Raw genomic sequence first — 16,094 nt, forward strand, 5'->3', positions numbered from 1 at the left:
GAGCGSGGACCGCCGGCGGTCCGCGCTCAACCGCCAGTGAACCGCCAACGACCCGACTACGTCCGGAACGACTCGCCGCAGCCGCACTCGGAGACGACGTTCGGGTTCTCGACCTCGAAGCCGGCGGCCTGCAGGCCGTGCTCGTAGTCGAGCTTGCTCCCGCCGATGTAGTTCCGGCTCGCCGGGTCGACGAACACGCGCAGCCCGTGGTGTTCGACGACGAGGTCGTCGTCTTCCGGTTCCGTGTCGAACCGCATCCCGTACGAGAGGCCCGCACAGCCGCCCTGCTGGACGAACAGGCGGAGCCCGGCCTCCTCCGTGTCGAGACCCTCGCCCTCCAGCAGGGAGAGCGCCTCCTCTGCGGCGTCTACGGTCACTTCGATCGCCGGGTCACTCTCCTCGGTCCCCGTGTCGACCGTTTCGGTGCTCATGCGAACACGTTCCGTCCGAGCGCTAAAAACCCTGCCGGCGCCGGCGGGCCGGGCGACACGGTTTTGACTCGGTGGCGAGTGAACGCGAGTATGACGTCGCCGCCGTCCCGCGTCGGGATCCTCACCGACGGGGACCGCTCCGAGGAGCAGCGCGCCGCGGCCGACTGGCTGGCCGCGCGCGGCGGGATCGCGGTCGAAACGGTCGAACTCGGCGATCTGGCCGAGACACCGCCGACCGCGGCGGACCCGGCCGCCCCGACCTCGGAGCCGTCAGCCCGGACCGCGACCGCCTCGGAGTCCCCCGCGACGGACGAATCCGCGGAAGCGTATCCCGGTCCGGGCGTCGGCGACAGCGGTCCCGGGAACGACCCGCTCCGGCGGTTCGACGCGCTCTGGTGGCACCGCGCGGCCCCCCTCGTCGACAGCGACCCGCTCGGTGACGCGGCGAGCGCGCTCGACCGGTACCTCGCCGACGGCGGCGGTCTCCTCCTGACGCTCCGCGCGATGGCCTCGGTCGACCGCCTCTCCGCGGAGTCGGTCCCGCCGGACCGGGTCGGCGAGGAGTCGCTCGCGGAACCGACCGGCGTCCTGTGGCGCTCCCTGTACGCCGATCACCCGGCGCTGGCGTCGCTGGAGGGGCTCCGGCATCCCGTCCGAGCGCGCGGCGCGGTCCCGGCGGTCCGGTACGAGCGCGTGCTCCCCGAGCGCGGCGAGCCCCTCGCCTCGACGGTCCGCGGCGACACCGCGGTCCCGGACGAGGTGACGGCGGTCTCGTGGCGGGTTGGCGAGGGGGGCGAGCGCGACGAGCGCGGAGAGCACCATGAATCCGACGAGCACGGCGGCCCCGCGGGCGCGGTCCTCGGGCTCGGCGCCCCCCTGCTGTTCGCCGACCCGCCGGCGGCGGGCGACGACCTCGAGGCCCGCGACCCCGACGCCGCGGGACTCGCGGAGACGCGCGACCGCCTCGTCGCCGGCTGTCTCCGGAGCCTCGCGGCCGACGACGGGACCCCCGCCCGGCCGACCGACGCGGGCGACATGCGCCGGCTCCGCGACCGGGTCGCCGCCGGCGAGGACGGTCCCGGGGGCCGACCGAAGTACCACCTCGCGCCGCCCGCGAACTGGCTGAACGACCCGAACGGGCTGATCCGGTGGGACGGGAGCTACCACGTCTTCTACCAGTACAACCCCGCCGGCCCGTTCCACAACACGATCCACTGGGGCCACGCCGTCAGCGACGACCTCGCGACGTGGCGCGACGAGCCGGTCGCGCTCTCGCCCTCTCCGGACGGCCCCGACCGCGACGGCTGCTGGTCGGGCTGTGCGGTCGACGACGACGGCACCCCGACCCTGCTGTACACGGGCGGCAACGGCCGGGACCAGCTCCCCTGTCTCGCGACGACGGGCGATCCCGACCTCCGGACGTGGGAGAAGTACGAGGGGAACCCCGTCATCGAGTCGCCGCCGGCCGACCTCGACGTGCTCGAGACGGACCACTGGCGCGCGGAGTTCCGCGACCACAACGTCTGGCGCGAGGACGGGCGCTGGCACCACCTGGTAGGGACGGGGCTCGCCGACGGCGGCGGCGCGGCCCTGCTGTACACCTCCGACACGCTCACCGAGTGGACCTACGAGGGACCCCTGCTCGCGGGCGGACCCGACGCCGGCGCGGTGTGGGAGTGCCCCGAACTGCTCGATCTGGGTGACCGACGGCTCCTCCACGTCTCCGACTACGAGAACGTCGTCTACTTCCTCGGCGACGTCGAGGACGGCGAGTTCGCGGTCGAGTCCGAGGGACTGCTCGACCACGGCGACTTCTACGCGCCGCAGTCGCTGACGGACGCGGGCGGGGGTGACGCCGCCGCCGCCGCCGGCGACGCGGACCGCTCGCTCACCTGGGGCTGGCTCCCCGAGGCCCGCGACGTGGACGCGCAGTGGGACGCCGGTTGGTCCGGCGCGCTCTCGCTTCCCCGCGTGATCGAGACCGGGCCCGACGGCGACCTCCGCCAGCGCCCGGCCGACGAGGTGACCGACCTCCGGACCGAGCGGCTCGCCGCCGACGAAACGATCGATCTCGCGCCCGACGACCGCCGCCGGCTCGGCGTCTCGGGCGCCGCGATCGAGATCGAGGCGGAGATCGCGCTCGACGACGCCGAGGCGGTCGAGCTCTCCGTGTTCGAGACGCCGGACCGGTCCGAACACACCCCGATCCGCTACGCGCGCGACGGGACGCTGTCGGTCGATCGGGCCCCGTCGACCCGGGACCCGCGCGCGTTCGCCGACGCGCAGTCGATGGCGGTCCCGCCCTACGACGAGCCGCTCTCCCTGCGCGTCTTCCTCGACCGGTCCGTGATCGAGATATACGCGAACGGGCGGCGCTGTCTCACGAGCCGGGTGTATCCGACCCGCGACGACGCGGTCGGCGTCTCCGCCCGCGCCGAGGGCGGTCGCGCGGAGATCGCGCTGTCGGCGTGGGAGCTCGGTGAGGCGATGCCGACGGACGATCGGTTATGAGCGCTCCTCGGAGGCGTTTCCGTCGTCTCCGTTAATGGCCTGGCCACCGCCTTCTCCTCCCTCGATCGCTCCGCTCGGTCCCCCGACGTACCCGCCGACGCTCCCGCCCTCGCGGATCCGGCCGCCCAACTTGTCGGCGTCCGGGAGCTCCGAGCCGTCGACCGCCGGAAGCGGCTCGTCCGGCGTCGGGATCCGCCACGCGTCGAGCGTCCCGAGGAGCCGAGTGCGGTCTCCCTCGATCGCGAGCCGGAGCGTCGGCGCGAGCGTCCCGCCGAACCGCTCGCGCTGCTCGGCCTCGGGGAGGTCGGCGATCGCGTCGAGCGAGTCGCCCGCGAAGTCGAAGTAGTTGAGGAAGCTCTGGACGAGCACCTCCTCGTCGTGCGCGAACGCCATCCACGAATAGGCCTGAAACGGCGCCTCGGGCGGGGTCGTGGCGACCAGTCCGGTGTCGTTCAGGGGGCGGTACTCGCCGTCGAAGGCGTCGGCGACGAACCCGTAGAGCCCGTCCGGACCGGTCACGCCCGGCGCGAACGTGTGGACGTGGCTGCAGACGAACAGGTAGTAGCGACCGCCGGCGACGACGACGTGCGGGCGCTCGAGCTCTTGGTTGACCTCGATCGCGTCGAGCAGCGGCGGGCGGAGCTCCCACGAGAGCGGGTCGCCGGATTCCGAGACCGCCACCCCGACGCAGCCGTTGAACGACCGCCGGTGCGTCGTCTCCCGGTCGTCTCCCTCCCGCTCCGGCGCGGGGACGTTCGCCTCGAACAACAGGTGCGTCTCGCCCGTCGCCGGGTCCTCGAAGAACCACGGGTCCCGGAAGGTGTAGGTCATCCCGCGCGACTGCGCCTCGGTCTCGTACCGCTCGCCGTCCGGCGTCAGCAGGGTCTCGTGGGTCCACGGCCCCGCGAGCTCGACGCCGTCGTTCCCGACGCTGACCGTCCCGCCGTGCGCGACGGCGATCCGCTGGGTGTACGTCATCTCCTCCGCGGTCTCGTCGCCGGCGGCGGTGTAGTAGAGGTAGCAGTCGCCGTCGTCGTACAGCGCGGAGCCGGCCCACTGCCGCCGGCCCAGCGCGCCGCCGTCGAAGACCGGTCCGGCGTCGCGCCACTCCCTCCCGTCCGGCGAGTAGAAACACCGTATCTCGGCCACGTCGTGGCGCTTTCCAGGGAGGAGGTCCGCGGGGGCCGTCAGCGAGAACGCCAGCCGGTACCCGTCCACGTCGGCGATCTCGCCGTGCCGGTCGCGGAGCAGCCACGTGTCCCAGACGTGGAGCTCCGGGAAGGGGTCGATCTCGGGCGCGCCGGCCGGCGGCGCGACGGTTCCGCGGCGGCGCTCGATCGACGCGGCCTGCGCTCTGGTCCACCGCGACCGCGGGCGACCGCCGTCGCTCTCCGGCGTCTCGTGCATACGCTTCCTCCCTCAGCGACCGAATAAAGCCTTTTCAGTCGGAACGCCGATTCCTCGGTGACGGCCCCTCGTCACGGAAATAAAACGTTTTATCACGGCCGTGGTAGCTACGGACATGGTAGGAACACGCACCGAACGATATCGACCGAGAGGCGGGGACGGCGGCCGGATCGCGGCGGCGCCCCCCGACCACGGCGGCCGCCGCGACCGCGCGGGCCGCCACGCGACCGCACGCGGGGGATGAACGTGGACCGCGCAGAACTCACCGAGACGCTGGAGGACGCCGGGCTCTCGCCGTATCAGGCGGACGCCTACGTAACCGTTCTCGAGCTCGGCTCCGCGCCCGTCACTCGGGTCGCCGACGCCAGCGGGGTCCCCGACCCCCGGATCTACGACGTGTTACGCGACTTGGAGAGCGCCGGCTACATCGAGACCTACGAGCAGGAGTCGCTGTACGCCCGCGCCAACAGCCTCGACGAGATCACCGACGACCTCCGAACGCGGGCGAACCGGTTCACCGAGGCGACCGAGGAGATCGAGCGCCGGTGGAACGAGCCCTCCGTCGAGCAGTCAACCGTCAGCATCGTCACCCGCTTCGAGACGGTGATCAAGAACGCCGACGAGTTCATCCGCGACGCCGAGACGCAGGTGAACGTCTCGCTCGGCGTCGAGCACTTCGAGCGGCTCCGCCCCGCGCTGCAGGCGGCAACCGAGAACGGCGTGCGGGTCAACCTCTCCATCCACACTCCGGACGGGAGCACTGACTCGCTCCCCGACCCCGAGAACCTCGCCGACGTCTGCTCGGAGGCGCGCCACCGGCGGCTCCCATCCCCGTTCGTGGTGATCGTCGACCGGACGCGGACCTGCTTCGCGCCCCACGCCGGGTCGACCAACGAGTACGGCGTGCTCGTCGACGACCGCACCCACACGTACGTGTTCCACTGGTACTTCCTCACGACCCAGTGGGACACGTGGGGGCCGATCTACACGTCCATCGGCGACGAGCCGCCGATCGACTACATCGACATCCGGTACTGCGTCCGCGACGTGGCCCCGCTCCTCCGGAACGGCGACGCGGTGCGGGTCCGGATCGAGGGGACCGACACCGACACCGGGGCCGACCGCGTCGTCGAGGGGGCCCTCTCCGAGGTCATCGTCACCGGCGACGACGACGTGGCCGCCGAGACCGTCGCGAGCTACGGCGGCCGGGTCGCCCTCGTGGTCGAGACCGACGACGGCCCCGTCGAGGTCGGCGGCTGGGGCGCGATGGTCGAGGCCGTCGAAGCGCACCGGATCACGGTCGTCGACGTGGAGTGAGCGCGGGTTGTTCTCCCGAAAAACGGATTTCTCGCGACGGAGCGCGCTACTCCGGCGACCCCCTCACTCCAGCGAGTGGGTGATCGCGTTGCCGCTCGCCCGGTCGAACAGGTGGACGTTCTCGCGGTCCATCACGATCCGGACGTCGTCGTCCTCTCCGATCTCCGTGTCGGGAGCGAGGTTGATGAGCAGCTGGCCCTCGCCGCGCCCCTCGGCGCTCGCCTCCACGTCGCGGTCGAACAGCAGGTAGGCGTTGACCTCCTTCCCCATCGGCTCGATGACGTCGACGACGGCGTCGAACGCCTTCGTCGGCGAGGCCGCCTTCCGGGAGTCCCGCTCTAAGAACACGTCTTCGGGGCGGATCCCGACCGTGACCTCTTGGCCGGGGGTGACCCCGTGGGCCGCGGGGTCGAAGTCGATCCGCGTGTACTGGGACTCGAAGCCGTCGTCGACGACCTCCCCCTCGATGAAGTTCATCGCGGGCGACCCGATGAAGCCGGCGACGAACCGGTTCGCCGGCTCGTTGTAACACTCGAGCGGCGGCGCCACCTGCTGGAGCACGCCGCCGTTGATGACGGCGATGCGGTCGGACATCGTCATCGCCTGCGCCTGGTCGTGCGTGACGTAGATGATCGTCGTGTCGAGCTCCCGGTGGAGCCGCTGGAGCTGGGTCCGCATGTGGACCCGCAGCTCCGCGTCGAGGTTCGCCAGCGGCTCGTCCATCAGGAACGCGTCCGGGTTCCGGACGATGGCGCGGGCGATCGCGACGCGCTGGCGCTGCCCGCCGGACATCTCCTTCGGCATCCGGTCCATCATCCCCTCCAGCTGGACGATGTCGGCCGCCTCCTCGACGCGCCGGTCCACCTCCTCCTGGTCGTACTTCCGGAGCCGGAGCCCGAAGGAGATGTTGTCGTACACGTCCATGTGCGGGAACAGCGCGATGTTCTGGAACACCATGGAGATCCCCCGGTCCTTCGGCGGGAGGTCCGTCACGTCGCGCCCGCCGATCTCGATCGTGCCCTCGGTGGGCAGCGTGAGCCCGGCGATCGTCTCCATCGTGGTCGACTTCCCGCACCCGGAGGGACCGACGAAGGTGACGAACTCGCCGTCCTCGATCTCCAGGGTCATGTCGTCGACTGCCGTTACGTCCTCGTACCGTTTCGTGATTCCCTCTAGTGTGACTGATGCCATGGTTACTCCTTGACCGCCCCCGTGGTGAGCCCGCTCACGATCTTCTCCTGTGCGACGACGACGAGGATGGCGACCGGTAGCACCGCGACGATGCTGGCGGCGGCCATGAGGTTGTACAGCACCTCGAACTCGCCCTGGAACCGCAGTATCCCCTCGAGCATCGGGGCCCAGTTCCCCGGCTGCCCGTCGGTCATCAGCGAGCTGAAGAAGTACTCGTTGTACACCGAGATGAACGTCAACACGCCGGCGGTCGCGACGCCGGGCGCCGACAGGGGGACGATGACGCGGAACAGCGCGCCGATCCGGGTCGTCCCCTCCACGCGGGCCGCGTCCTCCAGCCCGTCCGGGATCTGCGAGTAGAACGTCATCAGAATGAAGATCGACAGCGGCAGGAAGATCGCCGACAGCGGGATGAAGATCGCGTACGGGGTGTTGTACAGCGACCCCGCCGAGATCAGCGGCCGCAACACGTCGACGTTGGTGTTGAACAGCCGGTTCAGCGGGATGAAGAAGGCCGCCGGCGGGAAGAAGGACGTGACGAGCACCAACAGGAGCATCGCGTTGCGTCCCCGGAACCGGAGCCGGCCGAACACGTAGCCGGCGAGGCTCCCGACGAGCAGCACCGCCACCGTCGCCACCGTCGCGATCAGGAAGCTGTTGAAGATGTACCGGTGGAACGGGAGCGTCGTGAAGATCTGGGCGAACGACGCCAGGTTGATCTCGCCGATCCCGACCGGCACCGAGAGCGCGGCGTCGATCAGCGGCAGATCGACGTCGACGCGGGGCGTCCCGCCGGGCGTTAACACCCCGGTGGTGCTGAGCGCGTTCCGCGGCGTCACCGCGATCACGAACAGCCAGTAGAACGGGAACAGCGTCGTGACGAGGAAGAAGATGGTTGCGACGTAGAAGGTCGCTCGGTACGCGCGGTCCGGGTTGGAGATCATCTTCGCCGCCCACGCCTCCACGATGCCGCGGTCGAGATCGGGCTCGTCGAGGCCGGCCTGATCGGCCATCTCGACGGTCGGATCGACCTCGTCGGGCGCATCGGCCGGCTCGTCGGCCGCGCGGTCGGCGCTCATGCGACACCTCCGTCGCTGTTGCGCAGCGCGAGCAGATACACCAGGACGAACGCGCTGATGACGACCGCGGTCAGGAACGCCACCGCGGAGGCCGTCGCCCAGCGCCGGCTCTCCTGCAGCGCGATGATCACGAGACAGGTCAGCGACGGGACGGTCTCACAGCCCGCCGTGGAGTCGATCAGCCCGTAGATGCGCATCGCGTCCATCGTCCGGAACAGCATCGCGACGAGCAGCGCCGGCGCCACGAGCGGCAGGGTGATGTACCGGAACCGCTGCCACGGCGAGGCCCCCGACACCTTCGCCACGTCGTAGAGCCCGCGGTCGATGCTCTGGAGCCCCGCCAGAATCAGCAGCGCCATGAAGGCGGTCGTCTTCCAGATGTCGGCGACCAACACGATGAGGAACGAGTCCGTGCTGCTCGACAGCGGGTTGTCGCCGAACACGCCGAGCCACTGCATGAACTCGGTCCCGAAGCCGATGGTCGGGTTAAAGAGGAGGAAGAAGATCATCCCCTGAATGACGATCGGGATCGCCCACGGGATGATGATCGATACCCGGACCCACCGACGACCGTAGAAGTCCTGGTCGAGCACGAGGGCCTGTCCGAACCCGATCAGCGTCTCGAACAGGACGCTCAGTATCGCGAACGCCAGCGTGACGAACAGCGCCTGCTGGAGGAACGGCGCGTCGAACCCGACGAACGGGAACGAGTCCGTGGTCGAGATCGAGACGAACTGTTGGGTGAAGTTCGTGTCGCCGGTCAACAGCGCGACGTAGTTGTCGAACCCGACGAACTCGCCGAACGGGTCGGCCGAGGCGACGGCGTCCGCGAGCAGCGAGAACCGGAACGTCTCGATCAGGGGGTAGAAAGCGACGACCGCGAGCAGCAGGAACGCCGGGGCTAACAGGACGTAGGCGTACACCTCCTCGCTCTGCGTCTCCAGCCAGTCGAGCGGCCGGGCGAGCAGTGACCCTCCCTCGTCCGCTCGCGTGTCGGTTGACATGCTCTGTCCTCGCTACTCCGCCAGGTCGGACTCGACCGATTCGAGCGAGCTCTCCAAGTCGGCCATGGCGTCTTCGGGCGACTTCTCGGCCTGATACGCGGCCGAGACCTCGGAGGCGACCTGCGGGCTCTGGTCGGGCCACGCCACGGTGACGGGACGCGGGACCGTGTTCTGGCCGGCGACCGCGAGCGTGTCGAGGAAGTCGCCGAGCGCGCCCACGTCGTCGGGATCGACCGACTCGGTGACCGACGGGTCCGGCGGCAGGTACCCGCCCTCGGCGAAGTTGTTCGTCATGACTTCCTCGTTGGCGAACGCCTCGAGCACCTGCACGCACTCGTCGAGCCGCGAGGTGTTCGGGTTGATCGTGAGGTGCCAGCCGCCGAGCGCCCCGGCGGGGCCGCCGGTGCCCTCGTAGGCGCCCTCGCCCGCCTCGACGCCGTACGGGAGCGGCATCACGTCGTAGGCCTCCGCGTCGAAGCTGTCGGAGTCGAGGTTGATCGGGATCGCGTACGGCCAGTTGCGCATGAAGATCGCGTTCCCGCCCGTGAACGGCTCGCGAGCCGGTTCCTCGGTGAACGAGAGCAGGTCCGTCGTCGAGATCTGCGGGAAGTCCGGGTGGGCGTACTCCGCGTCGGGCCCCTCCATGAACGACCGCATCATGCGGATCGTGTCGTGGACGGGCTCCTCGTTGACCGTGATCGGCCGGTCGCCGATCGGTCCGAAGAGGTTCTCGTGGTCCCCGAAGTACGCGCCGCCGAAGGAGGTCATCGTCTCGTTGAACGTACAGCAGGCGAGCCCGACGTAGTTGTCGGCCTGCGTGGTGAACCCGTAGTCGAAGTCGCCGCCGTCGGGGCCGCCGTTCTGCTCCCACACGTCGGCGGCCATCTCGGCGAACTCCTGCCAGCTCATCGGCTCGGTCGCCCAGTTCTCGCCCTCGGGGTCGTAGCCGGCCTCCTCGACGACGTCCCTGCGGTAGTGCATCACCGGGTAGTCCGGGAACAGCGGCAGCCCGAACAGATCGCCGCTCTCCGGGTCGCTCGCGGTGCTCACCGCGCTGTCGAGGTAGTCGCTCTGAACGTAATCGAGCGTCTCGGACGAGAGCTCCTCGCTCAGGTTCACGAGCTGGCCGCGCGCGATGAACGGGATGGTCCACCCCGAGTCCATCATGAAGATGTCCGGACTCGCCCGCCCGGCGTCAAGCGCCGACGTGAACTCCGACCGGCGAGCGCCCGACTCGAAGTCGCCCGGCAGGATCTCGATCTCGATCTCCTCGTCGAGCCCCGCGTCGTGGAGGCTCTGACTGAGGGAGTCGGAGATCCCCTCCCACTCGCTGTCCATCGTGATCTGGATCGGTCCGTCGCCGCCCCCGCCTCCGCCGGAACAGCCGGCCAGTCCGACGGCCGCCCCCGCCGCGCCCGTCGCCTCTAAGAACTGTCGCCGCGATACCCCCACACGTTTGGTCTCGTGATCGGATTCGCTGTCGACCATTACACCTGTTGTTACAAAATACGCCCATATATAATTATTGATGCTAACACTCATCACGATCGGGCGCACGCGAACGCGGGCGGCGAGCGGTTCCCCGATCGTCTACGGGCTCCGCGGCCGCCGAAGCGCGGCGTCCCCTCGCATTCCGACGCCGTCGGAACGGCTATGGGTCCCGAGCGTCGAGTGAACCCCAGTCATGGGTTCAACCGGCGCGGCCGTGGGACGAATACGGAACGGGGCGATTCGATGGCTCGAACGCGTGTTCTTCGGGGGAGCGGAGCTCTCGATTCTGTCGTCGCCCGCGTTCGTCGCGGTGCTCGTCCTCCAGACGCGGTACCCCGACGCGGTCCCGATCGCCGGGCTCCTCGCGATCGGGTTCGGGAGCGTCGCGATCGCGCTTTTCCGGGCGAGGGTCCTCGACGTCGGCGCGTGGCCGCGCCGCGGCGAGCTGGCCACCGCCCCCCTGCGGGTCGGCTACTTCAGCGCCCTCTTCCTCCTCGCGACCGTCGGGGTCGCGGCGGCGGCGACGGCGGCCGGATCGCTGTGGTTCGCCCTGCTCGGCGGCGTCGTCCAGCCGCTCGGGCTCGCGGCGTTCCCCCGGGCCTACCGCGCCGTCCACGGCGAACCGCTCCAGCACACGCCGGGGGTGGAGCTGTGAGCGACGACGGGTTCCCCTTCGAGGTCCTGCGAGACGCGCCCGACGCCGTCGCCGACCCCGAGCACACCGGCGAGAACCGCTGTCTCCCCTGTACCCTCCTCAACGCTCTCGGCGTCGCGGTCGTCGCCGCCCTGCTCTCGCGACGCCGCCGGTCGCTGGGGATCCTCGCAGCCGTCCTCGGCGGCGCGGCGATCTGGCTCCGCGGCTACGTCGTCCCCGGAACGCCGCGGTTCGCCCCCCGGCTCGTCGCGCGGCTCCCGATCGACATCGGTCCCGACCACCGCGAGGGGGTCGACTCCGGCTCCATCGCCGGCGGCGAGGTCACGATCGAAGCGGCGGAGGATGCGGGAGAGACGGAGGAGGCGGAAGAGRCAGAGGAAGCGGAAGAGACGGAGGAGGCGGAAGAGACAGAGGAAGCGGAAGAGACAGAGGAAGCGGAAGAGACGGAGGAGACGAAGGCGACCGAACCGAAGCCCGATCCCGGATACGACGCCGGCCTCGCACCGAGCGACGGCGACGCGGATAGCGGCGGCGACGACCGCGACGCCGAGGGCGACGACCCGGTCGATCCCGAGGCCCTCGTGGCGACGCTCGTCGACGCGGGCGTCCTCGTCGACGACGGCGAGACGCTCCTCCTCGACGAGTCGTTCCGGTCGGCGATGTCCGACCGGATCGACGCGCTCCGTCGCGGCCCCGACCGGGAGCTCGCCGAGCGCGCGGCGGCGCTCGCCGGGCCGGACATCGAGGGGCAGGTCCACGACGGCCGGATCCTGCTCGCCGGCGGCCGCGACGCGTGGCTGAGCCGGCCGATCGCGTTAGCGGAGACGGCCGCCGCCGAGACGCTGCGCGAGCGCGGCGTCGACGAGGAGGTCGCGCGGCGGGCGGCCCGACCGCTCCGCGCGTTCCTCGACGCGTGTCCGGTCTGTGACGGCCCGGTCCGCGAGACGACGCTGCGGAACTGCTGCGGCGGACCGGGCGGCGTCAGCGGGGACCCGGAACGCGCCGTCCGCGCCTGCGCCGACTGCGACGCGGTCGTCTTCGCCGACCGGACCTGAGAGGGAGTTCCGGCGGTTTCCGCTCTCTCTCTCTCGCCGACTCGCTTCCGCCTACTCGAACCGATTCCGCCTTACTCGAACCGCTTCCGGACGCTCTCGGCGTGGGCCTCCAGCCCCTCGGCCTCCGCGAGCGTCGTGATCGTGTCGGAGAGCCCGTCGAGCGCGTCGCGGTCGAGCCGCTGGACCGTCGACGACCGGAGGAACGTGTCGACGGAGAGCCCGCCGTAGCGCTTCGCGCCGCCGTTCGTCGGCAGCACGTGGTTGGTCCCGGTCGCGTAGTCGCCGGCGGCCACGGGCGAGTACGGCCCGAGGAACACCGAGCCCGCGTTCGAGATCCGGTCCAAGAGCGCCTCGTCGTCGTCGGCCACGATCGAGAGGTGCTCGGCCGCGTACTCCTCGGCGAACAGCACCGCCTCCGGCATCGACCTCGCGCGGAGCACGCCTGAGGCGTCGTTGTCGAGCGCGGCCCGGATCGTCTCCTCGCGGTCGCGGCCGGCGGCCTGCTCGTCGACCGCCTCCGCGACCGCCTCGGCGAGGTCAGCGTCGTCGGTGACCGCGACCACGGAGGCGTTCGGGTCGTGCTCGGCCTGCGCGACCAGATCGGCGGCGACGAGTTCGGGGTCCGCGGTCTCGTCGGCGAGCACGAGCACCTCGCTCGGGCCGGCGAGGAAGTCGATCTCGACGTCGCCCTGCACGACCGCCTTCGCGGCGGTGACCCACTTGTTGCCGGGGCCGACCACCTTCTGGGCGTTCGTGACCGTCTCCGTGCCGTACGCGAGCGCGGCGATCGCCTGCGCGCCGCCGACCTGATACACCGCGTCGGCGCCGGCCTCGTGGACCGCCGCGAGCGTGACGGGGTTCAGCTCCTCGGCGGGCGGGGTCGCGACCGAGACGTGGTCGACGCCCGCGACGGTCGCGGGGATCACGCCCATCAGCGCGCTGGAGGGGTACGCCGCCGCGCCGCCGGGCACGTACACCCCCGCGCGGTCGAGCGGGCGGAACCGGCGCCCGAGCTCGCGGTCGCCGAACTCCTCGCGCCAGTCCTCGGGGCGCTGTCGCTCGTGGAACTCGCGGACGTTGGCCGCCGCCTCGCGGATCGCGTCGAGCACCGGGTCGTTCGCGTCGTCGAGCTCGGCGTGCGCGCGCTCCGCGTCGTCCGTCACGTCGATGTTGCCGACGGTCACGCCGTCGAACTCCTCGGAGAACTCCCGCAGCGCCACGTCCCCCTCCGTCCGGACTCGGTCGACGATCCCGCTCACGTCGTCGCGGACCGCGTCGACGCCCGCGTCGCGCTCGAAGAAGGCGCGACGCTCGGCCGGCGAGAGGTCGGCGACGGTTCGTACGTCCATACCCGTCCTCGGAGCCGGGGTCAAAAGGGCGTTCCGACTCTCAGTCCGGAAGCAAACCGGATCACTCCAGCGGTCGGATCCCGGTCACGTCTAACGTCGCGAGCGCGACCAGCCAGACCAACAGCGCGGCGGCGGCGAAGAGGATCGGCGCCGACAGCGCCACGGCGACCTCGTAGGGCGCGACGAGTCGGGTCGTGCCGCGGACGACGAACGACAGGAAGACGAGGCCGAACGCGGCGAGCGCGAGGCCGACGAACCGGGATCTGTTCACGGCGACTCACTCAGCCGGACTGGGGGATCCCAGACCCGTGCGGTCCGTGCTCGCGGGATTCACGGTGGGCGTCGAAGCCGCCGCACATCTCGTCGAACACCGCCTCGGGATCCCTGTTCCACTGCCACTTCCAGCGGGTCCGGATCAGAAGCGAGATCTTGCGCGCGAACGACAGCTCCGGGGTCGTCGACACCGTGTCGTACCCAAGGTTCCGGATCAGTCGGTGGTGGTCCGCGTACAGCACCGCCGCGAGCAACACCGCCAGCTGGCAGTCCTCGGGGAGGTACTTGATCCCGGCGACGCCCTCCTCGTAGAGGCGTTCGGTCCGGGCGAGCTCCTCGCGGACCGCGGCCGCCACGTCGGCGTCGAACGAGAGGTTCAGGATCTGCTCCTCGCTCACGCCGTGCCGTCGGAGCGTCTCCACCGGGAGGTACACGCGGTCGCGCTCGATCACGTCCTCGCGTACGTCCCGGATGAAGTTCGTCATCTGGAACGCCTCGCCGAGCTTCGTCGCGTGGGGGAGCGCCCTCGCCTCGGCCTCCCCGTCGAGGTCCATGATCGCCGTCATCATCCGGCCGACGGCGGACGCGGAGCCGTCCATGTACGACTCGAGTTCGTCGTAGGTCTGGTACCGGTCGGTGTCGACGTCGCTCGCCATCGCGTCGACGAACGCGTGCACGTCCCCGTCCGGGATGTCGTGCTCGTCGCACACCGCGGCGAACGCCTCCAACACCGGGTCGTCGGTCTCCGCCTCGCCCAGCGCGGCCCGGCGGAGCCGGTCGAGCTCCGCCCGCTGCTCGTCCGGCGGCGCGGTCTCCTCGGCGTCGACGACCTCGTCAGCGATCCGGAAGAAGCCGTACAGCACGTAGGTCGGGTGGCGGATGCGCTCCGGGAGCAGCCGGGTCGCGACGTGGAACGTCTTCCCGGTCCGGCGCTGGATACGCTTCCCTCGGGCAACCTGCGTTTTCTCTACCATGCTGACCTCTGACAGTCGGCAAGGAGGGTCGAGAGCGGGTCGCCGATCATAACATACGGGTCGGACCGCAAGAACATAACAGTTCGCACGGCACCGATCGCTCTCCGGTAGGCGGGCTCGCGGGTCGCCCGCGAGGCGGACGGACGAGGCGAATTCGCGGGTCGCTATCGGCGACGTATCGCCGGCCTCAGTAGAACGTGTCCGAGCAGTCGTAGACGACCCCGTGCTCCGGGCAGACGTACTTGCAGTGACGGTGGTACATCGGCGTCTCACAGAGCGGACAGGGCCGACCGCCGGCGTCGGTCGTCACCCCCTCCGCGTCGTTCGCGCCCCCGTCGCCGTCGCTCATACCTCCCCGAACGGGGGCCGCCGCCATAACCGCTGCCCTCGACGGGGAGGGGTGCAGATCGAGAGGCGTCCCGGTCAGGCGTCGGCCAGCGAGTCGTACACCGACTCCGCGACCGACGCCTGACCGAACGGGAGCGTCACCACGCCGCCCCACTCCTCGTCGGTCAGCGCGGAGACCGTCGCCTCGTCGAGCTCGACCCGTCGGACCTCGGTCCCGTCCAGCGTCATCGACACGACGAACCCCGCCGGGTCGTCGGTGGCGCCGGCGTCCGCCAGCCCCGACCGCAGCGCGTCGATCCCGGCCTCGCCGAGCGAGACGTACACGAGGTGCTCGTCGCCCTCGGCGATCACGCCCTGGACGCGGTCCAAGTCGCCGGCGTCGAAGAGCCGCCGGTCGTCGTCGCCGTCGCGGAGCAGCCGCGCCTCGAACGGGGCGTCGGGATCGACCGGGACGGACCCGGACTCGCCGCCCTCGTCGCTGCCCGCGCCCTCAGGGCCCGCGCCGACCGCGTCTCCGCCGGGCCCGCCCGCGTCGCCGACCGCGTCGCCGTCCGTCACCGAGGCGGCGCCGGCGAAGCCGACGGCGCCGACCGCGAGCGCCGCCCCGACCCCGCCGAGCATGCCGCGTCGAGAGAGTTCCATACGCGACCGTCCCCGTCGCCGGTAAAAAGGGTTACACGCCGATTCACGCGGCTGATAACGGGTCGGAACCTGGGAGAGGGCCGTCTCAGATCCGAGCCGGTATCCCCGTCTCTCCCCGCTGAGCCGTCCGGCAACTGAAGCGGACTTCTGATCGACGGCGGGAGTACGTCTCTCAGTGTGATGGTGTGGCCATTTATAAGTCGTATCGGGATGTTGCTGTTGGTGATTTATAAGTGATCGACGCTGTGTTGACGACCTCCAAAGCCCCGGCCGCGAGGACTCGCGCGGCTCGCTGCGCGCCTCACTCGGTCGCTACCGCTCCCTCGTTGCGGTGCTTGCGTCGCCGTGCTTCGTCCTCGCGGCCGCC

At 70.7% G+C, this 16,094-nt stretch carries 16 protein-coding genes; 5 read left to right on the top strand and 11 right to left on the bottom strand.

Features of this window, described 5'->3' with window-relative positions:
* Window positions 1-56: 56 nt before the first annotated feature.
* Entirely contained in the window at window positions 57-431 is a 375-nt protein-coding gene (locus EDM04_RS05680; RefSeq protein WP_123620186.1) for an iron-sulfur cluster assembly accessory protein, read from the bottom strand.
* A gap of 90 nt (window positions 432-521) precedes the next feature.
* On the opposite strand from EDM04_RS05680, the gene EDM04_RS05685 reads away from it, so the two are divergent.
* Window positions 522-2,942 (top strand): glycoside hydrolase family 32 protein, encoded by a 2,421-nt coding sequence (locus tag EDM04_RS05685; RefSeq protein WP_123620187.1) that lies wholly within the window; start codon window positions 522-524, stop codon window positions 2,940-2,942.
* On the opposite strand, the gene EDM04_RS05690 is transcribed toward EDM04_RS05685, so the two are convergent.
* Complete coding sequence (locus tag EDM04_RS05690) at window positions 2,937-4,349, bottom strand: glycoside hydrolase family 68 protein (RefSeq protein WP_123620188.1); 1,413 nt, start codon at window positions 4,347-4,349, stop codon at window positions 2,937-2,939. The genes EDM04_RS05685 and EDM04_RS05690 overlap by 6 nt on opposite strands.
* A 115-nt stretch (window positions 4,350-4,464) precedes the next feature.
* Here EDM04_RS05690 and EDM04_RS18960 point away from each other — a divergent pair, with 115 nt between their 5' ends.
* Both EDM04_RS18960 and EDM04_RS05695 read left to right on the top strand, forming a co-directional pair.
* Window positions 4,465-4,593: a hypothetical protein gene (locus EDM04_RS18960; protein WP_277424145.1), complete on the top strand. Its 129-nt coding sequence runs from the start codon at window positions 4,465-4,467 to the stop codon at window positions 4,591-4,593.
* Window positions 4,590-5,666, top strand: coding sequence for a TrmB family transcriptional regulator (locus EDM04_RS05695; protein WP_123620189.1), 1,077 nt, complete (start codon window positions 4,590-4,592; stop codon window positions 5,664-5,666). The genes EDM04_RS18960 and EDM04_RS05695 overlap by 4 nt, the downstream gene beginning before the upstream one ends.
* A 63-nt stretch (window positions 5,667-5,729) precedes the next feature.
* On the opposite strand, the gene EDM04_RS05700 is transcribed toward EDM04_RS05695, so the two are convergent.
* From EDM04_RS05700 to EDM04_RS05715, 4 genes are read right to left on the bottom strand one after another with little or no spacing between them, the layout of a single operon-like run.
* A complete protein-coding gene (locus tag EDM04_RS05700) occupies window positions 5,730-6,857 on the bottom strand; it encodes an ABC transporter ATP-binding protein (RefSeq protein ID WP_164471098.1) in 1,128 nt (375 codons plus the stop codon).
* 2 nt (window positions 6,858-6,859) lie between these two features.
* Entirely contained in the window at window positions 6,860-7,936 is a 1,077-nt protein-coding gene (locus EDM04_RS05705) for a carbohydrate ABC transporter permease (protein WP_394338977.1), read from the bottom strand.
* Window positions 7,933-8,940, bottom strand: a complete 1,008-nt coding sequence (locus EDM04_RS05710) for a carbohydrate ABC transporter permease (protein ID WP_123620190.1) — start codon at window positions 8,938-8,940, stop codon at window positions 7,933-7,935. Before EDM04_RS05710 ends, EDM04_RS05705 begins: the two co-directional genes overlap by 4 nt.
* Window positions 8,941-8,952: 12 nt before the next feature.
* On the bottom strand, window positions 8,953-10,428 hold the full coding sequence (locus tag EDM04_RS05715) for an extracellular solute-binding protein (RefSeq protein ID WP_123620191.1): 1,476 nt from the start codon (window positions 10,426-10,428) through the stop codon (window positions 8,953-8,955).
* 196 nt (window positions 10,429-10,624) lie between these two features.
* Between EDM04_RS05715 and EDM04_RS05720 the strand changes: the two genes are divergently transcribed.
* On the top strand, window positions 10,625-11,086 hold the full coding sequence (locus EDM04_RS05720) for a hypothetical protein (protein ID WP_123620192.1): 462 nt from the start codon (window positions 10,625-10,627) through the stop codon (window positions 11,084-11,086).
* Window positions 11,083-12,141 carry a hypothetical protein gene (locus EDM04_RS05725; protein WP_123620193.1) on the top strand — a complete coding sequence of 353 codons (1,059 nt, stop codon included), beginning with the start codon at window positions 11,083-11,085 and terminating at the stop codon, window positions 12,139-12,141. The genes EDM04_RS05720 and EDM04_RS05725 overlap by 4 nt, the downstream gene beginning before the upstream one ends.
* Window positions 12,142-12,212: 71 nt before the next feature.
* On the opposite strand, the gene hisD is transcribed toward EDM04_RS05725, so the two are convergent.
* The 5 genes from hisD to EDM04_RS05745 all read right to left on the bottom strand — a co-directional run bounded on the left by hisD (window position 12,213) and on the right by EDM04_RS05745 (window position 15,727).
* Window positions 12,213-13,490, bottom strand: coding sequence for a histidinol dehydrogenase (gene hisD, locus EDM04_RS05730; protein WP_123620194.1), 1,278 nt, complete (start codon window positions 13,488-13,490; stop codon window positions 12,213-12,215).
* 61 nt (window positions 13,491-13,551) lie between these two features.
* Entirely contained in the window at window positions 13,552-13,761 is a 210-nt protein-coding gene (locus EDM04_RS05735; RefSeq protein WP_123620195.1) for a hypothetical protein, read from the bottom strand.
* A 10-nt stretch (window positions 13,762-13,771) separates the two neighbouring features.
* On the bottom strand, window positions 13,772-14,737 hold the full coding sequence (locus tag EDM04_RS05740; protein ID WP_123620196.1) for a phytoene/squalene synthase family protein: 966 nt from the start codon (window positions 14,735-14,737) through the stop codon (window positions 13,772-13,774).
* Between the two features lie 187 nt (window positions 14,738-14,924).
* Complete coding sequence (locus EDM04_RS18465) at window positions 14,925-15,047, bottom strand: HVO_2523 family zinc finger protein (RefSeq protein ID WP_394338978.1); 123 nt, start codon at window positions 15,045-15,047, stop codon at window positions 14,925-14,927.
* A gap of 113 nt (window positions 15,048-15,160) precedes the next feature.
* The gene (locus tag EDM04_RS05745) at window positions 15,161-15,727 is read right to left on the bottom strand and encodes a hypothetical protein (RefSeq protein ID WP_123620197.1); all 567 of its coding nucleotides are present in this window, start codon (window positions 15,725-15,727) and stop codon (window positions 15,161-15,163) included.
* Window positions 15,728-16,094: the final 367 nt, after the last annotated feature.

The organism is Halorubrum sp. CSM-61 (assembly GCF_003781945.1).
GTDB lineage: Archaea > Halobacteriota > Halobacteria > Halobacteriales > Haloferacaceae > Halorubrum.

What these genes read in the sequence shown, in the direction of transcription:
- EDM04_RS05680 (WP_123620186.1), bottom strand. Translation starts at nt 431, where the DNA reads ATGAGCACCGAAACGGTCGACACGGGGACCGAGGAGAGTGACCCGGCG.
- EDM04_RS05685 (WP_123620187.1), top strand. Translation starts at nt 522, where the DNA reads ATGACGTCGCCGCCGTCCCGCGTCGGGATCCTCACCGACGGGGACCGC.
- EDM04_RS05690 (WP_123620188.1), bottom strand. Translation starts at nt 4,349, where the DNA reads ATGCACGAGACGCCGGAGAGCGACGGCGGTCGCCCGCGGTCGCGGTGG.
- EDM04_RS18960 (WP_277424145.1), top strand. Translation starts at nt 4,465, where the DNA reads ATGGTAGGAACACGCACCGAACGATATCGACCGAGAGGCGGGGACGGC.
- EDM04_RS05695 (WP_123620189.1), top strand. Translation starts at nt 4,590, where the DNA reads ATGAACGTGGACCGCGCAGAACTCACCGAGACGCTGGAGGACGCCGGG.
- EDM04_RS05700 (WP_164471098.1), bottom strand. Translation starts at nt 6,857, where the DNA reads ATGGCATCAGTCACACTAGAGGGAATCACGAAACGGTACGAGGACGTA.
- EDM04_RS05705 (WP_394338977.1), bottom strand. Translation starts at nt 7,936, where the DNA reads ATGAGCGCCGACCGCGCGGCCGACGAGCCGGCCGATGCGCCCGACGAG.
- EDM04_RS05710 (WP_123620190.1), bottom strand. Translation starts at nt 8,940, where the DNA reads ATGTCAACCGACACGCGAGCGGACGAGGGAGGGTCACTGCTCGCCCGG.
- EDM04_RS05715 (WP_123620191.1), bottom strand. Translation starts at nt 10,428, where the DNA reads ATGGTCGACAGCGAATCCGATCACGAGACCAAACGTGTGGGGGTATCG.
- EDM04_RS05720 (WP_123620192.1), top strand. Translation starts at nt 10,625, where the DNA reads ATGGGTTCAACCGGCGCGGCCGTGGGACGAATACGGAACGGGGCGATT.
- hisD (WP_123620194.1), bottom strand. Translation starts at nt 13,490, where the DNA reads ATGGACGTACGAACCGTCGCCGACCTCTCGCCGGCCGAGCGTCGCGCC.
- EDM04_RS05740 (WP_123620196.1), bottom strand. Translation starts at nt 14,737, where the DNA reads ATGGTAGAGAAAACGCAGGTTGCCCGAGGGAAGCGTATCCAGCGCCGG.
- EDM04_RS05745 (WP_123620197.1), bottom strand. Translation starts at nt 15,727, where the DNA reads ATGGAACTCTCTCGACGCGGCATGCTCGGCGGGGTCGGGGCGGCGCTC.